This window comes from Methanobrevibacter sp. (genome assembly GCF_030539875.1).
GTDB lineage: Archaea > Methanobacteriota > Methanobacteria > Methanobacteriales > Methanobacteriaceae > Methanocatella.
The window spans coordinates 61,560-79,223 of the sequence record NZ_JAUNXI010000005.1 but is presented as its reverse complement, the minus strand read 5'-3'; the positions used below and the strand labels follow the sequence as shown (position 1 = coordinate 79,223).

16 protein-coding genes are annotated in these 17,664 nt (G+C 33.2%); 9 read left to right on the top strand and 7 right to left on the bottom strand.

Annotated features, from left to right (window positions below; genetic code table 11):
- Nucleotides 1-4: 4 nt before the first annotated feature.
- The 3 genes from rfbC to rfbD all read right to left on the bottom strand — a co-directional run bounded on the left by rfbC (nt 5) and on the right by rfbD (nt 2,439).
- A complete protein-coding gene (gene rfbC / locus Q4Q16_RS02985; RefSeq protein WP_303346154.1) occupies nt 5-565 on the bottom strand; it encodes a dTDP-4-dehydrorhamnose 3,5-epimerase in 561 nt (186 codons plus the stop codon).
- A 4-nt stretch (nt 566-569) separates the two neighbouring features.
- Nucleotides 570-1,436, bottom strand: a complete 867-nt coding sequence (rfbA, locus tag Q4Q16_RS02980; RefSeq protein ID WP_303346152.1) for a glucose-1-phosphate thymidylyltransferase RfbA — start codon at nt 1,434-1,436, stop codon at nt 570-572.
- A gap of 163 nt (nt 1,437-1,599) precedes the next feature.
- Entirely contained in the window at nt 1,600-2,439 is an 840-nt protein-coding gene (gene rfbD / locus Q4Q16_RS02975; RefSeq protein WP_303346151.1) for a dTDP-4-dehydrorhamnose reductase, read from the bottom strand.
- A gap of 75 nt (nt 2,440-2,514) precedes the next feature.
- On the opposite strand from rfbD, the gene Q4Q16_RS02970 reads away from it, so the two are divergent.
- Entirely contained in the window at nt 2,515-3,753 is a 1,239-nt protein-coding gene (locus tag Q4Q16_RS02970) for a nucleotide sugar dehydrogenase (protein WP_303346149.1), read from the top strand.
- On the opposite strand, the gene Q4Q16_RS02965 is transcribed toward Q4Q16_RS02970, so the two are convergent.
- On the bottom strand, nt 3,750-4,958 hold the full coding sequence (locus tag Q4Q16_RS02965; protein WP_303346147.1) for a DUF2264 domain-containing protein: 1,209 nt from the start codon (nt 4,956-4,958) through the stop codon (nt 3,750-3,752). The two genes, Q4Q16_RS02970 and Q4Q16_RS02965, sit on opposite strands and share 4 nt — an antisense overlap.
- Before the next feature lie 121 nt (nt 4,959-5,079).
- Here Q4Q16_RS02965 and hacA point away from each other — a divergent pair, with 121 nt between their 5' ends.
- From hacA to mmp11, 5 genes are all read left to right on the top strand, one after another.
- Nucleotides 5,080-6,324: a homoaconitase large subunit gene (gene hacA, locus Q4Q16_RS02960; RefSeq protein WP_303346145.1), complete on the top strand. Its 1,245-nt coding sequence runs from the start codon at nt 5,080-5,082 to the stop codon at nt 6,322-6,324.
- A 4-nt stretch (nt 6,325-6,328) separates the two neighbouring features.
- On the top strand, nt 6,329-6,805 hold the full coding sequence (locus Q4Q16_RS02955; RefSeq protein WP_303346144.1) for a 3-isopropylmalate dehydratase small subunit: 477 nt from the start codon (nt 6,329-6,331) through the stop codon (nt 6,803-6,805).
- Nucleotides 6,783-7,787, top strand: coding sequence for an isocitrate/isopropylmalate family dehydrogenase (locus Q4Q16_RS02950; protein WP_303346143.1), 1,005 nt, complete (start codon nt 6,783-6,785; stop codon nt 7,785-7,787). The genes Q4Q16_RS02955 and Q4Q16_RS02950 overlap by 23 nt, the downstream gene beginning before the upstream one ends.
- A 146-nt stretch (nt 7,788-7,933) precedes the next feature.
- Nucleotides 7,934-8,350, top strand: a complete 417-nt coding sequence (gene ribH, locus Q4Q16_RS02945; RefSeq protein ID WP_303346142.1) for a 6,7-dimethyl-8-ribityllumazine synthase — start codon at nt 7,934-7,936, stop codon at nt 8,348-8,350.
- Nucleotides 8,351-8,358: 8 nt separating this feature from the next.
- On the top strand, nt 8,359-9,294 hold the full coding sequence (gene mmp11, locus Q4Q16_RS02940; RefSeq protein ID WP_303346141.1) for a methanogenesis marker protein 11: 936 nt from the start codon (nt 8,359-8,361) through the stop codon (nt 9,292-9,294).
- Between the two features lie 36 nt (nt 9,295-9,330).
- Here mmp11 and Q4Q16_RS02935 read toward each other — a convergent pair whose 3' ends face one another.
- Entirely contained in the window at nt 9,331-11,037 is a 1,707-nt protein-coding gene (locus Q4Q16_RS02935) for a glycosyltransferase (protein ID WP_303346140.1), read from the bottom strand.
- Nucleotides 11,038-11,283: 246 nt separating this feature from the next.
- On the opposite strand from Q4Q16_RS02935, the gene Q4Q16_RS02930 reads away from it, so the two are divergent.
- The 3 genes from Q4Q16_RS02930 to Q4Q16_RS02920 are packed head-to-tail and all read left to right on the top strand — an operon-like array spanning nt 11,284 to nt 15,781.
- Entirely contained in the window at nt 11,284-13,431 is a 2,148-nt protein-coding gene (locus Q4Q16_RS02930; RefSeq protein ID WP_368660208.1) for a Tex family protein, read from the top strand.
- 60 nt (nt 13,432-13,491) lie between these two features.
- Entirely contained in the window at nt 13,492-14,517 is a 1,026-nt protein-coding gene (gene purE / locus Q4Q16_RS02925) for a 5-(carboxyamino)imidazole ribonucleotide mutase (protein ID WP_303346137.1), read from the top strand.
- A gap of 7 nt (nt 14,518-14,524) precedes the next feature.
- The gene (locus Q4Q16_RS02920) at nt 14,525-15,781 is read left to right on the top strand and encodes a UbiD family decarboxylase (protein ID WP_303346136.1); all 1,257 of its coding nucleotides are present in this window, start codon (nt 14,525-14,527) and stop codon (nt 15,779-15,781) included.
- Nucleotides 15,782-15,822: 41 nt separating this feature from the next.
- Here Q4Q16_RS02920 and amrS read toward each other — a convergent pair whose 3' ends face one another.
- Nucleotides 15,823-16,695 (bottom strand): AmmeMemoRadiSam system radical SAM enzyme, encoded by an 873-nt coding sequence (gene amrS / locus Q4Q16_RS02915; protein ID WP_303346135.1) that lies wholly within the window; start codon nt 16,693-16,695, stop codon nt 15,823-15,825.
- Nucleotides 16,682-17,608, bottom strand: coding sequence for a thiamine-phosphate kinase (gene thiL, locus Q4Q16_RS02910; RefSeq protein WP_303346133.1), 927 nt, complete (start codon nt 17,606-17,608; stop codon nt 16,682-16,684). Before thiL ends, amrS begins: the two co-directional genes overlap by 14 nt.
- Between the last annotated feature and the right edge of the window lie 56 nt (nt 17,609-17,664).

The window sequence follows — 17,664 nt, the reverse complement described above, 5'->3', positions numbered from 1 at the left end:
ATTATCACTCATATTTAATTTGAGAATCCTTAAAACTAGGCCATTTTTTATCTTTATCTGACAAAATTACCTCTTCAACATCATCCAATGGCCAGTCAATAGATATATCCTCATCATTCCATTTAATCCCACTTTCATCTTCACTATTATAAAATTCTGTGCATTTATAAACAAATTCCGCTTCATCAGACAATACCAGATAACCGTGAGCAAATTTTGGAGGGATGAATAACTGTTTTTTATTTTCTTCAGATAAAATAGTGCCGAACCATTTGCCGTAAGTAGGAGAATTAGCTCTTAAATCAACAGCAACATCAAATACTTCTCCCTTAATAACACGAACCAATTTGCCTTGCGGATAATTAACTTGCAAATGTAAGCCCCTAAGGACTCCTTTTGTTGATTTTGCTTGATTATCCTGAACAAAAGTTAAATCATATCCCGCATCTTTAAACTCCTTTTCATGATATGTTTCCATGAAATATCCTCTGTTATCTTCAAAAACAGTAGGTTGAACTACAAATATGCCTTCAATATCTGTTTTTGCAAATTCAAACTTTGCCATATAATCACTTTTTAGCTAAATTAAATAAATACTGCCCATAATCAGTTTTTTTAAGTTCATGAGCAGTTTTTAACAACTGTTCTTTAGTTATATATCCTTTAAGAAATGCAATTTCTTCAAGACACGCAATATACAAACTTTGCCTTTTTTGGATAGTTTCGATGAAATTAGCTGCTTCTAAAAGCCCTTCATGAGTTCCTGTATCAAGCCAGGCCATACCTCTTCCTAAAAGCTCGACCTTAAGTTTACCGCGTTTGAGATACTCCTCATTAACAGAAGTAATTTCAACTTCACCTCTTGAAGATGGATCTACATTTTTAGCTATTTCAATTACATCATTATCATAGAAATAAAGACCTGGAACAATGTAGTTTGATTTAGGATTATCCGGTTTTTCTTCAATGGACATTACATTTCCATCCTCATCAAATTCAACAACACCAAATGCTTCAGGGTTATTTGTATAATAACCAAAAATTAATGCACCTTCTTTTAAATTAGTTGCTTTTTCAAGAATTTCGGTGAATCTGTGACCATGAAATACATTATCTCCTAAAATTAATGCAACATTATCCCCACCAATAAAATCCTGACCAATAATAAACGCTTCTGCAAGACCGTTAGGATTTTCCTGAACAGCATACGAAAATTTAATTCCTAAGCTTGTCCCATCGCCTAAAAGATCCCTGTACATAGGCAAATCTCTAGGAGTTGAGATAATTAATATTTCTTTAATTCCGGCAAGCATTAAAACAGAAATAGGGTAGTAAATCATCGGTTTGTCATATAACGGCAATAACTGTTTTGAAACGGCTTTTGTAATAGGATAAAGACGAGTTCCAGAACCACCTGCAAGCACTATACCTTTCATAATTATCACTTAAATTAATATTATTTTTTATAATTAATATAATATCTTAAATTTTAAAAATTCATTTTCACAGCATTACCTGAATTATTACTCCATGTAGAAAATCAAAAAATCTGCCCCTGTGGCACAATACCCAACAAAGCAATGCATATTCAAAATTAATTCATTTGATCAGTCCTATGTATTCACTGATTGCATCTTTGTAACTTCTAAGTGGTTTGAATCCATTTTCAACCCAAGTTTTATTTTTTAAAACAGAATAACTTGGACGCGGAGCGGCACGGGCAAATTCAGATGCTGTAACTGGAATCACATTAACATCAACATTAGCAACTTCAAAAATATATCTTGCAAATTCGCACCATGAACAACTTCCGGAATTGGTAATATGATAGATGCCATAAAAATCGGTTTCAATTAATTGGCTAATGGCATTAGCCAAATCCATGGCATATGTGGGAGTTCCAATCTCATCATAAACAACAGTGATTTCAGAATGGTTTTCTGCAAGTTCAAGCATTGTTTTTGGGAAATTTCGGCCATTAACACCGTATAACCATGCAGTCCTTACAATAAAGAACTTGTCAAGGATTTCTAAAATAGCTTCCTCTCCTTTAAGTTTACTTTTGCCATAAACACTAATCGGATCGGCTTCATCATTTTCGACCCATGGCCTATCATTTTTACCATTGAAGATGTAGTCAGTGCTTATATGGACAAGAGGACAGTCAACCGCTCTACAAGCAAGAGCGAGATTTTTAACCCCTTTTCCGTTTACTGCATATGCAACATCCTGATTTTCTTCACAGCCATCAACATCAGTATATGCAGCTGAATTAATAACAATATCCGGCTTTTCATTAGAAATAAAATCTATTGTATGATTTTTATTTGTAATATCCATTGTTTTTGAAGTTGTAAGTATTAATTCATGTTTATCCTGTAAAACTTCTTTTAAATCATTGCCCAACATTCCGTTAGAACCAGCTATTAAAATTCTCATACAATCACTTAAAAACTTTAATATATAGTTTTTATATATATTATACTTAATATTTAAAACAATGGAGCTAAAATTATGAAAGTATGTATTATAGGTCAAGGTTATATTGGACTTCCAACCGCCGCACTTTTCTCAAGGAGTCACTGTGAAGTGGTTGGAGTAGATGTTTCAGAAGAAATGATTAACAACTTAAACAATGGTATCATTCACATTGAAGAACCGGGAATAAAAGACCTAATTAAAAATGCAATAGAAAACAAGAGTTATATTGCTAGTTTAACTCCACATAAAGCAGATGCTTTTATCATAACTGTACCGACACCATATATTGTTGAAAATTACAGTTGCGATTTAAGCTATGTCATTAATGCATGCAAATCAATATTGCCTTATTTAGAAAAAGGAAATGTTGTCATTATTGAATCCACCATTGCTCCTATGTCAACTGATGAAACTATAAAACCAATATTTGAAAATGCCGGTTTCACCGTTGGTGAAGACTTATATCTTGCACATTGTCCTGAAAGAGTCCTTCCCGGAAAAATCATTGACGAATTAATTCATAACGACCGCATTGTTGGTGGTGTTACACTTGAATGTGCTAAAAAAGCAAGTGAAGTTTACGGGCAGTTTGTTGAAGGAGAATTAATACTTACTGAAGCAAAAACTGCAGAACTATCAAAATGCATGGAGAATACCTTTAGAGATGTAAACATTGCACTTGCAAATGAACTTACTAAAATTTGTGCTAAAATAGGCGTTAATGCACTTGATGTTATCAAAATGGCAAATAAACACCCAAGAGTTAATCTCCATTCACCGGGACCTGGTGTTGGAGGACATTGTCTTGCTATTGATCCGTATTTCATATATGCAAAATCTCCAGAAACTGCCAAGATTATTAAGCTGGCAAGAGATACAAATAATTCAATGCCTGATTTCGTCTGTGAAAATGTTAAAAAAATCATAAAAAAAGGTAAAATAGCTATACTTGGCGTTTCCTATAAAGGAAATACAGATGACGATAGGGAAAGTCCTGCTTATAATATAATAGACAAATTAAACGGAGATTATGAGATTGCCATTCATGACCCTCACATCAAAAACCCTGATTTTTTAAGTTTTGATGAAGCTATTAAAGATGCTGATTTGATTCTGGTTCTTTGTGACCATAACGAATTCAAGCATTTGGACTATGATTTAATTAAAAATTGTGTGAAAGATCCAATAATATTTGATACAAAAAATATAATAAGTGAAGTTCCAGATGAAATTAAATTATATAATTACGGGAACCTATATGAACTAAACTAAAAATTAATAGATTGGTCTTGAGGGATTGAATCCCCATTCCATGCTTTAAGACTGCTCCATTGTGCAAAAGGTGCTTTCCAAAAAGTATCATCCATATTCAAACCTAAAGGTAAGAAAATTGCACAGCATGAATAAAGAGTGCCAGTATTAGTGTTAATATCTGAAATATCAGTTTGTAAACCATTCATACCAATAATCAGCCATCCGTCAGAATCAAAATTATTGTTATTGGAAAATTGAGTTTTTAAAACCTTTGTAAGAGCAGATCTAACCTGAGCCGGATTAATGTTTTTCGGCAGTAACTGAAGTAAAGCCGCTTGTGACATAAGATGAAAAATGCCGCAACGGTAAGATAAGAATTTTCCAATTAATGGATAAGTTCCTTCAGGCGAAATCACTCTTTCAAGTTGAGATGCTAATCTGGAAGACCTCATTAATTGTACGTCTAAAAATTCACCGTCCTGAAGGTTATATTTTCTCATTACAGTCAAGATATCATTGAGTAAAGGATGAATAAATAGACTGTTATAATAACCTACTTCAAAATCTCCACCATCAGAATAAATTGAATCCCCTCTATACAATTCATATCTGAACTTGCGCACACCATAAACTAAACGTTCCTTATCGCATTCACCGGTGAATTCTAAAAGAGCAGCTTCAATCATGGAAGTATACAATAACCAGTGATTTTCATAAGGAGCGATGATTCTTGAATTTTTAAGTTCCTGAATAATTTTAGCCTGAACTTTAACAGGCAAATTAATCCAGATTTGATTTTTAGCTCTGAGCAATCCCTGAGCAAATAAAGCAACATCAACCAACGATTGTTTAGACTCCACAACAAAAATATAATCATTACTTCTTGGATTAATCGAATTCGAAATAGCTTCCAAGGTCATGTAAATATATTTTTCACGGAGCTTGCCCTCTTCTGATGCATCAACACCAAGTTCCAACCAAGGTGCAATTCCATTAAATACTCTTGCAAAAGCGTCAAAGTGAGTGAATTTTTTACCGTCAACAGTGGCTGACTCATTAGGCATTTTTTTCCTAAGAGACTCGTTTGCCAAATTACTCAAAACTGGAAAAGCTATTTTTTGTAAAGTTGAAATCCAAAAAATCCTATCTTCCCAAATAGGAGGTTTTTCCTCAATTACAGGAGTTTCTTTTTTTTTAAATCTATTGAAAATTGAGTTGCTCATGTGCCTTATTTTTGTTTAACATATTATATAAAATATTATTAAAACTTAAATTTTAAAAAATAAAGTAACGATTATATATTTTAGGAATTATATATTATTAATATTATAAGAGGTTTACAATATGCCAACAATGTCAGAAAAAATACTAGCTAAAGCTTCAGGTAATGATAATGTAGAAGCTGGCGACATAGTTATAGCAAATATTGATGTAGCAATGGCCCATGATTTAACTGGCCCCCTTTCAGTTGAATCTTTTGAAAAAATTGGTACTGAAAAAGTTTGGGATTCATCAAAAATTGTTATACCATTTGACCATCAAGTCCCAGCAGATTCTATTGACTCAGCAAATAATCATATGATAATGAGAGAATTCGTTAAAAAACATGATATTGAACATTTTTATGATGTAAATGCAGGAGTCTGTCATCAAATCTTACCGGAATTAGGTCATGTGGTGCCTGGAGAAGTGATTGTTGGTGCAGATTCCCATACATGTACACACGGAGCATTGGGAGCATTTTCAACTGGTATTGGATCAACTGATATGGCAATGGTGTTTGCTGAAGGCAAATTATGGCTAAAAGTGCCTGAAACAAATAGATTCAATATCACAGGAGATTTAAAAGAAAATGTTTATGCCAAAGATGTAATCTTACATGTTATTGGTAAAATGGGTGCTGATGGCTCAACTTACAAAGCATGTGAATTTGCAGGAGATACTGTCTCAAAAATGACTGTTTCAGATAGAATGGTCTTATGCAACATGGCAATTGAAATGGGCGGAAAAACCGGTTTAGTCGAGCCTGATGAAAAAACCATAAATTATGTTGAAAAACGTTCTAATAAACCTTACGAAATATTTAAAACTGATTTGGATTCCTCTTCACTTAATATTATTGATATTGATGTGGGTGATTTAGAGCCTCAAGTAGCTTGCCCTCACAACGTGGATAATGTAAAACCGATAAGTGAAGTGGACCAAGAAATTGACCAGGTATTTTTGGGTTCCTGTACAAACGGCAGATTAAGTGACCTGAGAGATGCTGCAAAATTATTGAAAGGTAAAAAAATAGCTAAAGACACTAGAATGTTGGTTATTCCGGCATCAAAAGAAGTTTATATAAAAGCCTTAGATGAAGGACTAATTAAAATATTTGTTGAATCCGGAGCGCTTGTATCCGCTCCGTGCTGCGGTCCTTGTCTTGGAGGACACACAGGAATTATTGGACCTGATGAAGTAAGCCTTTCAACATCAAATAGAAACTTTAAAGGAAGACAAGGAAGTCCTGACGGGAAAGTATTTTTATCCTCTGCTGCTGTTGCTGCCGCTTCAGCAATTGAAGGAAAAATAGTGGCTCCGGAGTGAAAATATGAAAGGAACAGCATGGAAATTTGGAAATGACATTGATACTGATATTATAGTTCCGGGAAAATATTTAATTTATACTGATGAAGAAACATTATCAGCTCATTGCATGGAAGGTTTAGATCCTAATTTTAATGAAAAATGCAAACAAGGAGATTTTATTGTTGCAGGAACTAATTTCGGGTGCGGATCTTCTAGAGAACATGCTCCAATAGCCCTTAAAGGTGCTGGCGTGGTTGCCGTAATTGCCGAGTCATTTGCAAGAATATTTTACAGAAATGCGATAAATGTTGGAATTCCCCTTTTAGAAGCTCCTGGAGTTAGTAAAATTATAGAAAATGGGGAAGAAATTGAAATCGACATGGAGAATGCTACTATAAAATCTCAAAATGGAGAAATAATCACGTTTAAAAAATTGCCTCCATTCATGTTAGAAATACTGGAAAAAGGTGGTTTAATTGAATACCTCAAAAAAAGATAATTATCAAATTGCTGTTATTCCCGGTGACGGAATAGGTAGTGAAGTAATGGAAGCGGCAATATATGTTTTAGATGCTTTGGATATTGATTTTAATTATATTTATGCAGAAGCCGGAGACGAATGTTTGAAAAAAAACGGTGCTGCCCTTCCTGATAAAACATTAGACATTATCAGAAATGCAGATGCATGCTTATTTGGTGCGGCAGGTGAAACTGCAGCTGATGTGATTGTTAAAATTCGCCAAGAACTGAAGATGTTTGCGAATTTAAGACCTGTAAAATCCTATCCAAACACCCAATCATTATCTGATAAAATAGATTTCATAATAGTGCGTGAAAATACAGAAGGGATGTATATTGCAGATGAAGAAAGATATACAGATGAAGGTGCTGTGGCCAAACGCATTATTACACGTGAAGCCGAAGAGCGCATTATTAATTATGCTTTTAAATATGCAAAAGAACATAATAAAAGTAAAGTGACCGGCGTTCACAAGGCTAATGTGTTAAAGAAAAGTGACGGTTTATTTAAAGATATTTTCTATGAAGTTGCAGAAAAGTATCCTGAAATTGCAACTGAGGATTATTATGTAGATGCAACTGCAATGTATCTGATAACCAGACCTGAAGACTTTGAGGTTATTGTAACCACTAACCTTTTCGGAGACATACTTTCTGATGAAGGTGCAGGTCTTGTTGGAGGACTTGGTTTAATTCCATCCGCCAATATCGGCAAGGATGGAGCATTATTCGAACCGGTTCACGGTTCAGCACCTGACATTGCAGGCCAAGGTAAAGCAAATCCAATAGCCATGATGCTTTCAGCAATTATGATGCTTAGATATCTTGGTGAAGATGAAGCGGCGGATAAATTTGACGCTGCAATATTAAAAGTACTTAATGACGGTAATATTTTAACTGGTGATTTAGGTGGTTTATCTACTACTATGGAGCTAGCTGAGGAAGTTAAAAATAATTTATAAATGGAGACATATAATGAATAAAAAATTAACTAAATTACAGTTCGCTGCACTTTTTATCATATTTATTATGGTAGTAAGTGGGGTTGCAGGATTCCTACTTTTGTTATTTAGTGGAAACGTTTAAAAAAAATAAAGAGGGACTTAAAATGGTAAAATATGAAATTGCAGCAGTAGTTGCAGAATTTAATTATGACATTACACAAATGATGTTAGAACTTGCAAAAGCAGAAGCAAAAAATAGAGATTGTGAAATTACAAAAATTGTTACAGTTCCTGGTGTATTTGATATGCCTCTTGTAATAAAGAAATTATTGCAAAAAGATGAATATGATGCAATTATCACTTTAGGTGCTGTAATTGAAGGTGCAACTGACCATGATCAAATTGTAGCACAACATGCTTCCCGTAAGATAGCTGATTTGGCATTAGAATACAATACTCCGGTAGCACTTGGTATTACCGGTCCTGGAATGACCAGATTAGATGCGCACAGACGCGTTAAAAACGCAAAAAGTGCAGTTGAAGCAGCTATTAAAATGTGCGACAGACTAAAAGAAATTTAGATGATTAGATGGAAATTTTAAAACCTAATGAATTAAGAGAAAAATTTAACGACCCATGGATTGCGCCTTATGAAAAAGTGCTGACTATGGTAGATGGTGATAAAGTCGAAATCGTTGAATATCACCCATGCATCTCCGGATCACATTGGCTGTTAAATCAATACAGAAACAATTCCGATTTAATTGATTCCGCTTATCGTGACGGAAATAAACATGTTTACAAATGCCATACTGGCAAAAAACCATTAGACCTTAAAGCCAGTTTTAACGCTGCCGGAATAGATGAAATCGTTGTAGATGGTGATGAAGTTAAAGTGACTCACACAGGTCTTGCAGGTGCAGGTGTTGGAGCCGGAATGTGCAGAGGAATGGGTGAAGGTGTCAAATACATTGAACTTATTCAGGCAGGAGGAGGTTCTAAAGCAGGAAAAGCTACTGTCGTTACACCAAAACTTGAAAAGGTGGTAATTGGTATTGACGATACAGACACTAAAGATGCGGGAGCTACCTGGACAATGGCGCATAATTTAGGTGTTGAACTTGAAAATGAAAATTTTGAATATTTAGACCATATTATTGTCCAGCTGTATCCGCATAACCCTCATAAAACTCAAAATTGTGTGTCAATCGCTTTAACATTCGCTGTTGAAGAATCTAGAAAAGAAGAGTTAGTCAATAGAGTTATTGAAATTCTTAAAAGAGATACCCTATCTGATAAAACAGCAATTGCAATTTTGGAAGGATTAGATATTCCGGAAAAATTAAGAGAATATTCTATTGCCACAAAATCTGGAATGATGGATGTTGAAACTGCACAGTCAGTTGCAGAAGAATTGAACATTCAATTAATCGCTGTTACAGGTGAACAGGGTAAAGTTGGCGCACTTGCGGCTTTAGGCCTTTATGATGATGTTGAAGAAGCAGTAAAAGCTTATGATAAATAAATCTAAAGGAATCAACTCCTTTTAGATTTATACTATTTATTTAAAATAAAAATTTAAGAAATTGCCCTGATTTGCACGAGCAAAAACTCTTATTGAAGTTGAGTTCGTATCCTTAAATACTATTTTTACACTGCTGTTGTCATATTTAAATGACTCGGTCATATTATTTTCAAAATTAAAAGATGTTATCTGATCTCCATCAACAGAAATGTCATATGTTTGATTATTTTTAAAAATACCGGATGAATTTAAAATAGATTCATTATTAAGGAACACTTCAAACATTGCCGCCTGTTTATCTCTTGATGTAACAATATACTTTTCTTTAATTGTTGTATTATTATAATCATAATAATGGGTAATCAAAGAGCCTTCGAAAATATCCTTTAAACGACTGTTTTGAATTACATCGCCGTTATCAACATCCAACAATTTCTTAACTCCGATAGGCAATCTAAACACATCCCCTTCGCCAGGTCTGCTTTCATTGATTGAATAAATTTTCTCATTGTCAAACTGAATAGTGTCATTAACCTTAACACCCAATGTCAGCATTGCTTCTGCAGGCACGCGTATTTGATCAGATTCATTTTCAATCGCAGTATCAACAGTATAAGGTCCTCTAACTGAAATAGGATTATCCCTTGAAGAGTCATCTGCATATATGATTAGATTTCTAGAATTAGGTTCAATTGACAAAACTCCGTAATCAAAATGTGCAGCTCCAATGAATGTTGAAATCATCAAAAGCAATACAATCATGGAAATAATCATTGGAAAATGGATTTTAACAAAAGATTTTACTAGATTGCGGCCTGGCGTCTTTTTAAACATGTTGATTGATTTGATAATAACTTTAATAATGTAACAGATTGAAATCAAAATACCTACTATTGAAATTATAACTCCAAGAGATAAAGGAACAAACTTTACGAAGAATATAGTAAATAAACCAAGAATAATCAAGGACAAACCAACAATTGACATTCTAATATAATAACCGATTTCATCAATCATGGTGACTCTTCCATATTTATTAGCACGACCTATAATGGTTCTTACAACCTCATTAGCCATTAAATTTAAATCTGAAAGAGGAGACATGTCATGTTCAATAGCACCAATGTCAACTTCCATAATAGAAATTCCCAAAACATCAGCATCAATAACAATACCTACATCCACACCATAATCACTTTCAAAATTAATTTTTTTCAAAATTTCCTTGCGTGCTGCGAACTGACCGCTTAACGGCTGCTCAAATGAGATTTCAGGGAAGAAAAAATTAAGTAATGGTTTAGCAGTAAGCTCAGTAACACGACCGCTTGCACGAGAAAATTTAGTTTTAGTAATATCAGTCTTTCCATCTAAAATAGGCCTTATCATTGCTTCTACTTTATTAGAAGTTAAATTGTAGATATCCGCATCGATAAATACTATAATATCGCATTCAGTTTTTTTATAACCGGTTTTTAAAGCTTCACCTTTTCCCTTATTAGTTTCATGATTAATCACTTTAGCTCCGGCTTTTAAAGCTTCAGCTTCAGTATTGTCAGATGACCCGTCATTAACAACAACGATTTCATCTACATACGATACTTTTTTAACAACACCTACAACCTTAGCTACTGTATCCTCTTCATTATATGCAGGAATAATAACTGAAACTTTTTTATATTTTCTAGGTTTTTGAGTTTTTATACTAGCCAGTAAAAAAGAAATAATTAGAAAAAACCAATACACTTAAAATTCTCCCATTAACAATTTACTAATATTTAATTATTTTTTATAACATATAAATAGTTAATAAAAAATAAGAAAAATAGATTCACCACATCTATTAAAACTCTATGTATTATAACTAAATTTCTAATTTTTAAATTTTCAAGCAACATTACTCAACAGATTAATAAACATGATTTAAAATATGTAATTGTTAATGGAGTAATAATGAAATTACATAAAAAAATTACTAATTTAAGTGAAAAAATGATAGCAAAAACGCTCGAAAAAGAATTGAATTTAGATACCCGACAGGTAAAAACAGTAATCAAACTAATTGATGAAGGAAACACAATTCCATTTATTGCAAGATACAGAAAAGATGTTACAGGATCTTTAAATGATACAACATTAAGAAAATTTGATGAAAGGCTGAAATATCTAAGGAATTTAGAAGACAAAAAAGAAAAAATCATTAAAAGAATAGGTGAACTTGGAAAATTAGATGAAAATTTAAAAAATAAAATTTCAACTGTTAACACTCTTGTTGAACTTGAAGATTTGTACCGGCCTTTTAAAAGCAAAAGACAGACAAGAGCAAGTAAAGCCCGTGAAAAAGGCTTGGAGCCTCTGGCAACTCTGATTATAGAGCAAAACATAAAAGAGAATGTTGAAAATATTGCTAAGAAATATTTAACAGATGAAGTTAAAACTATAAAAGAAGCAATAGACGGTGCCAAAGACATTATAAGCGAAGAGATTTCAGATAATTCCGATTTCAGAAAAAAAATTAGATATAATACATTCTATACTGGTCATGTTGAGACAAAAGCAAAAGACAAGGAACAGTCAAGCGAATATGAAGTTTATTATAATTACGCAGAAAGTATTAAAAAGATACCCCCTCACAGAATTCTAGCAATCAACAGAGCTGAAAAAGAGGGGATAATTAAAGTGAAAGTTGCTTGTGATGATGATGAAGTAATTAAATATCTAAACAGGCACATCCTGAAAAATATCTCTGAAATTCCCGAAAAAATAAAATACAATCCGTTTACCACCCCAATCATAAAAGAAGCTATTGAAGATGCATATAAAAGACTGATTTCTCCTGCAATCCAAAGGGAAATCAGAAACTGCCTAAGCCAAAAAGCGGAAGAAAAATCAATTGAGGTATTTGCTAAAAATTTAAATCAGCTGTTAATGGAAAGTCCCCTTGTTGGAAAAACCATCCTAGGCTGGGATCCTGCATTTAGAACCGGATGCAAACTAGCCGTTATTGACGATACTGGAAAAGTCCTTGACACCTCCTTAATTTATCCGACACAACCCCAAAATAAAGTTACCGAATCAATAAAAACTGTACGTCAATTGATTGATAAATATGACATTAACGTGATAGCTATCGGTAATGGAACCGCATCAAGGGAATCTGAAGAAATCGTTGGAAAAATAATCAAAGACACTAATGTAGAATATATTATTGTTAATGAAGCAGGAGCGTCAGTTTATTCTGCTTCAAAATATGCTGATGATGAATTTCCTGATTTTTCGGAAGGAGAGAGAAGTGCTATTTCAATTGCAAGAAGGCTGCAAGACCCATTAGCCGAACTTGTAAAAATTGACCCTAAATCTATTGGTGTTGGCCAATACCAGCATGATATGAATCAAAAGCAGTTAAACGAATCATTGGCGGGCGTTGTTGAAAAAGTTGTAAATGAAGTGGGAGTGGATTTAAATACGGCATCTGTAAGCTTGCTTAATTATGTATCCGGAATTGGAAATTCAACAGCTAAAAACATTATAAACTACAGAGAAGAAAATGGAAGTTTCACCTCAAGAAAAGAATTGTTAAAAGTTAAAAAACTTGGAAAGAAAACATATGAGCAATGCGCAGGATTTATTAAAGTTAATAACCCCGAGTATCCCCTTGATAATACAACAATCCATCCGGAAGCATATGATGCCACATATAAACTACTTGAAAAACTTGATTCTACTGTTGATGATATTGGAAGCTCAAACTTAAAATTGGACAATATTGACCTGGAAGACATTTCAAAAGAACTTGAAATTGGTCAGGAAACGCTTAAAGATATTGTAAAAGAACTTAAAAAACCCGGCAGAGACCCCCGTGAAGAAATGCCAAAGCCAATACTTAGAAAAAATGTGTTATCAATAGAAGATCTGGAAACCGGTATGATAATGCAGGGAACCGTTAGAAATATTGTGGATTTTGGTGCTTTTGTTGATATTGGAGTTCACCAAGACGGACTGGTTCATATTTCACAGTTGGTTGCTGATAAATTTGTAAAACATCCCCTGGATATTGTTAATGTTGGGGATATTGTTGATGTAAAAGTTTTGGATATTGATTTGAAAAGGAATAGAATTAATCTTTCAATGATACTTTAATATATTTTAAAATCAATACATCATAAATGATTAAAAATTAAGACAAAAGAGGATTTTTAGATGACACCAAAGATAATGATAATTCTTGGAAGCGGATCAGATATTGCTATTGCTGAGAAAAGTATGGATATTTTAGAAAAGCTTGAAATACCTTACAGTTTAAAAATCGCATCAGCACATAGAACACCAGATTTGGTTCGTGAAATTGTTATTCAAGGTACAAACGCTGGAATTGAAGTATTTATAGGTATTGCAGGACTTGCTGCTCATCTACCTGGTTCAATTGCAGCATATACACCGAAACCTGTTATTGGCGTGCCAGTAGATGTTAAAATCAATGGTCAGGATGCATTAGAATCAATTATTCAAATGCCTTATCCTTCTCCAATCGCTACTGTAGGAATCGACAGAGGAGACAATGCGGCAATACTTGCAGCCCAATATATTGGAATTCATGATGATGAAGTACGTCAAAAAGTTATTAATTTAAGAAAAGAATATGCTTTAAAAGTTATAAACAGCAATGAAGAAATTGTTGAAAAAATTGAAAACCGAAAGTTCCTTCAAAATAACTTTTTAAAAGTTAAAAATCTCGACATAAAGGAACCTGAATTTGATGATGATAAAATTAACTGCAAAAATGAAGATGCAGAAGTTGTAATAATTGTTGGAAGACAAACTGATTTAATAAATGCCAAAAAGGTAGCTGCAATTTTAGATAGGCTTAAAATTACACATGACACCAAAGTTGTTTGTCCAATAAGGTCCGCTAAAAAATTCACAGCTTATGTAAAATCAATGAAAAATGCAAAAATATTTATCGGAATTAGTTCCAACTCCTCACAAGTAACAGGAGGACTTGTAGGATTAACCGACAGACCGGTTATTGGAGTTCCATGTACCAACGAAGAAGGTGATGAATATCCACTTACCACTGTCAGTATGCCTCCGGGCGTTCCGGTTGCAACTGTTGGAATAAACAACGGTAAAAACGCCGCCGTTCTTGCAGCTGAAATCTTATCTATTAACAATCATTATATTACAGAACTTCTTGGAAAATTGAAAAATAAAAAAATTAATTTGTAGGGATACTATGAAACTAAATGAAAAAAACATTATAGAAATCAATGATGAGCTTTCAAGTGAATTTGAAGTAGCAAAGGTTTTGAGAAAATATCCGAAAGATACAGTTATTATCAATAATGTAAAAGGCTTCGATATGCCGGTTATTTCAGGAATCTGTAATACAAGGGATAAAATTGCAGAATCAATTAACTGTAAAGTTTCTGAAATTACTGAAAAAATTATTGAAGCTATGGAAAAACCTATTAAAGTAGATAAATTTACTGATTTTTCTGAATATAATACTTTAGAGATTGATTTGGACAAAATACCAATATTAACCCATTATAAAAGAGATGGTGGAGCATATATTACTTCCGGTGTTGTATTTGCACGTGACCCTGTTTCCGGAATTCAGAATGCTTCAATCCATAGAATGATGGTTCTTGACAATAAAAGGTTAGTTATTAGAATCGTTCCAAGAAATCTCTATACCTATTTCCAAAACGCTAAAAAAGAAGGTGAAGACCTGGAAATTGCAATAGCTATTGGAATGGATCCTGCAATATTGCTTGCAAGTACCACATCAATACCAATCGATTATAATGAAATGGATGTTGCAAACGCGTTTAAAAATGGTGAATTGGAATTAATCAAATGCGGTGAACTTGAAGTTCCTCAAGCAGACATAATTCTGGAAGGTAAAATTTCAGTTACAGAAACTATTGCTGAAGGTCCTTTCGTGGATTTGACTGACACCTATGATATTGTTCGTGACCAGCCTATCATTAACTTGGAAAAAATGCATATTAAAAAAGAAAATCCTGCATACCATGCGATTTTACCTGCTGGATTTGAACATAAATTATTGCAAGGCCTTCCACAAGAGCCAAGAATATTTAAAGCCGTTAAAAATGCTGTTCCTACAGTAGAAAATGTTGTTTTGACTGAAGGAGGCTGTTGCTGGTTACACGCAGTTGTTTCCATCAACAAGCAAACTGAAGGTGACGGTAAAAATGCTATTATGGCTGCATTATCTGCCCATCCTTCACTTAAGCATTGTGTTGTAGTTGATACTGACGTTAATGTCTTTGATGCTGAAGATGTTGAATATGCAATATCTACACGTGTTAAAGGAGATAGAGACATCATGATTGTTCCTAATGTACGTGGTTCTTCTCTTGACCCCGTTGCTGAAAGCGATGGAACAACAACCAAAATTGGAGTTGACGCAACTAAATCACTTAAAACAGTTGAAAAATTTGAAAGGGTTAGTTTTTCTGAATAAATTAACTTTTTTAAAATTTTTTTATTATTTTTTACCTCAAATCAGATATTTCCCAAATAAACATTAGCAATTCCCTTATCCTTAGCTATTTGGGCTGCTTTAAAGAGAATATCGGGATCTGTTGGAGAAATATCGTTCATTTTATAATAAGGAAAAGCCCTTGAAAAATGAATGGGAACTTCAGATCCCAATTCATTAACTACAAAATCACACAGTTGTGTAATTTCAGAAATTGAATCATTATAACCATTAATTAATAAATTAGTAATTTCTAAATGTTTATTTTCATCATAAACCCTTTTAATATTATCCAATACAACATTTAATTCTGCACCACAAATTTTTTTATAGAAATTTTCATTCATAGCTTTCAAATCTATATTGAACGCATCTACAAAAGTTAAAATTTCTTCAACAGACTTTTGTGAAAAATATCCGTTTGTCACATAAATTACTTTTAAGCCATGTTGTTTAGCTAAAAAAGAAGCAGTTTTGTTGAATGGTAAATGTATAGTAGGTTCATTATAGGTCCAAGCAATTGACTTGCAGTCATAACTAAGTGCATTTTCTATAATTGTCTCTGGCATTATTTTAATAGCTCTTGAATTTTTATCATATTCATGCGAAATCATATAGTTCTGGCAATGCAAACAGGTCATGTTACAGCCAAAACCCCCGATTGAGTATGTTAATGTTCCAGGTAAAAATTTATATAAAGGCTTTTTTTCAATTGGATCTGGACTTAATGATGAAACAACCCCATATGATTCGTCAAATAGCTCGCCATTAATATTTCTGTGCTGGCGACAAATTCCCACCTTGCCATCAGCTATTTTACAATAGTTGGCACAGATTTCACAACGAATTTTTTGGGATTTGGAACTTTTCCTGTATAATTCATTACTTACTAACATAATGTTCATAACCTTTATTTTTAATCTCTTCAACAGATCCATTTTCTAAGGTAATTTCAACTACATCAGAATCGGTTACAACACCAATAACCTTAAAATCTATCGGCAATTTATCCAAATTATCTTTTGAAATAGTAAAAAGCAATTCAAAATCTTCACCAACATGAAGTATCAAATCCAAATAATCCAGATTAAGGCTATTTGCTAACTTTTTATATTCATCAGAGATACCTAAAAGCTCTTCGTGTATCATGAATCCGAAGCCTTCTTTTTTAATCTCATATAATTCGCTTGCAAGCCCGTCACTGATATCCGTGGCAGAAGTTGCACCATGCTCTTTTAAAATTTGTCCTTCTTTAATTCTGGCTTTTGGTTTTAGTGCCTTTTCAACGTAAATATTATCTGAAGTGTTTAAATTAAAACCTAATGCTGCAAGACCAATATCTCCAGTAATGCATATTAAATCATCTTTTCCATAAGTGTCTTTCATTAGTGGCCTGTCACATAATCCTAAAGCAGTCCCAGAAATTATAATTTCAGACGCCTCATTAGTATCCCCGCCAATTAATGGAATGGAATAATATTCACAAGCATCCAATACACCACCAATAATTTCCTTAAAACTATCAACTTCCAAATCCCTATAAAGTGCAATGGATAATAAAAATCCGATTGGTTTAGAACCCATAGCTGCTAAATCACTTACATTAACAGTAACAGCTTTAAAACCCATTTCAAAATAAGACATGTTTTCCGGAAAATGCCTTGACTGAATAAGCATGTCGCATGTGGAAATCAAATTAAAATCATTAACTGGAAGAATGGCAGTGTCATCTGGAGTTATATCTTTTGAATTAGCTATAATATATTTAACTAACTCTTTTTCACCAATATCTGAGACTTTAACTGACATGAATATAATATAAATTTTAAAATAAATAAATTTTAGTAAAAAAAGTGAAATTTCAG

What these genes read in the sequence shown, in the direction of transcription:
- thiL (WP_303346133.1), bottom strand. Translation starts at nt 17,608, where the DNA reads ATGTCAGTTAAAGTCTCAGATATTGGTGAAAAAGAGTTAGTTAAATAT.
- rfbD (WP_303346151.1), bottom strand. Translation starts at nt 2,439, where the DNA reads ATGAGAATTTTAATAGCTGGTTCTAACGGAATGTTGGGCAATGATTTA.
- amrS (WP_303346135.1), bottom strand. Translation starts at nt 16,695, where the DNA reads ATGTTAGTAAGTAATGAATTATACAGGAAAAGTTCCAAATCCCAAAAA.
- Q4Q16_RS02930 (WP_368660208.1), top strand. Translation starts at nt 11,284, where the DNA reads ATGATAGCAAAAACGCTCGAAAAAGAATTGAATTTAGATACCCGACAG.
- Q4Q16_RS02920 (WP_303346136.1), top strand. Translation starts at nt 14,525, where the DNA reads ATGAAACTAAATGAAAAAAACATTATAGAAATCAATGATGAGCTTTCA.
- rfbA (WP_303346152.1), bottom strand. Translation starts at nt 1,436, where the DNA reads ATGAAAGGTATAGTGCTTGCAGGTGGTTCTGGAACTCGTCTTTATCCT.
- rfbC (WP_303346154.1), bottom strand. Translation starts at nt 565, where the DNA reads ATGGCAAAGTTTGAATTTGCAAAAACAGATATTGAAGGCATATTTGTA.
- Q4Q16_RS02965 (WP_303346147.1), bottom strand. Translation starts at nt 4,958, where the DNA reads ATGAGCAACTCAATTTTCAATAGATTTAAAAAAAAAGAAACTCCTGTA.
- ribH (WP_303346142.1), top strand. Translation starts at nt 7,934, where the DNA reads ATGGTAAAATATGAAATTGCAGCAGTAGTTGCAGAATTTAATTATGAC.
- Q4Q16_RS02970 (WP_303346149.1), top strand. Translation starts at nt 2,515, where the DNA reads ATGAAAGTATGTATTATAGGTCAAGGTTATATTGGACTTCCAACCGCC.
- mmp11 (WP_303346141.1), top strand. Translation starts at nt 8,359, where the DNA reads ATGGAAATTTTAAAACCTAATGAATTAAGAGAAAAATTTAACGACCCA.
- purE (WP_303346137.1), top strand. Translation starts at nt 13,492, where the DNA reads ATGACACCAAAGATAATGATAATTCTTGGAAGCGGATCAGATATTGCT.
- hacA (WP_303346145.1), top strand. Translation starts at nt 5,080, where the DNA reads ATGCCAACAATGTCAGAAAAAATACTAGCTAAAGCTTCAGGTAATGAT.
- Q4Q16_RS02955 (WP_303346144.1), top strand. Translation starts at nt 6,329, where the DNA reads ATGAAAGGAACAGCATGGAAATTTGGAAATGACATTGATACTGATATT.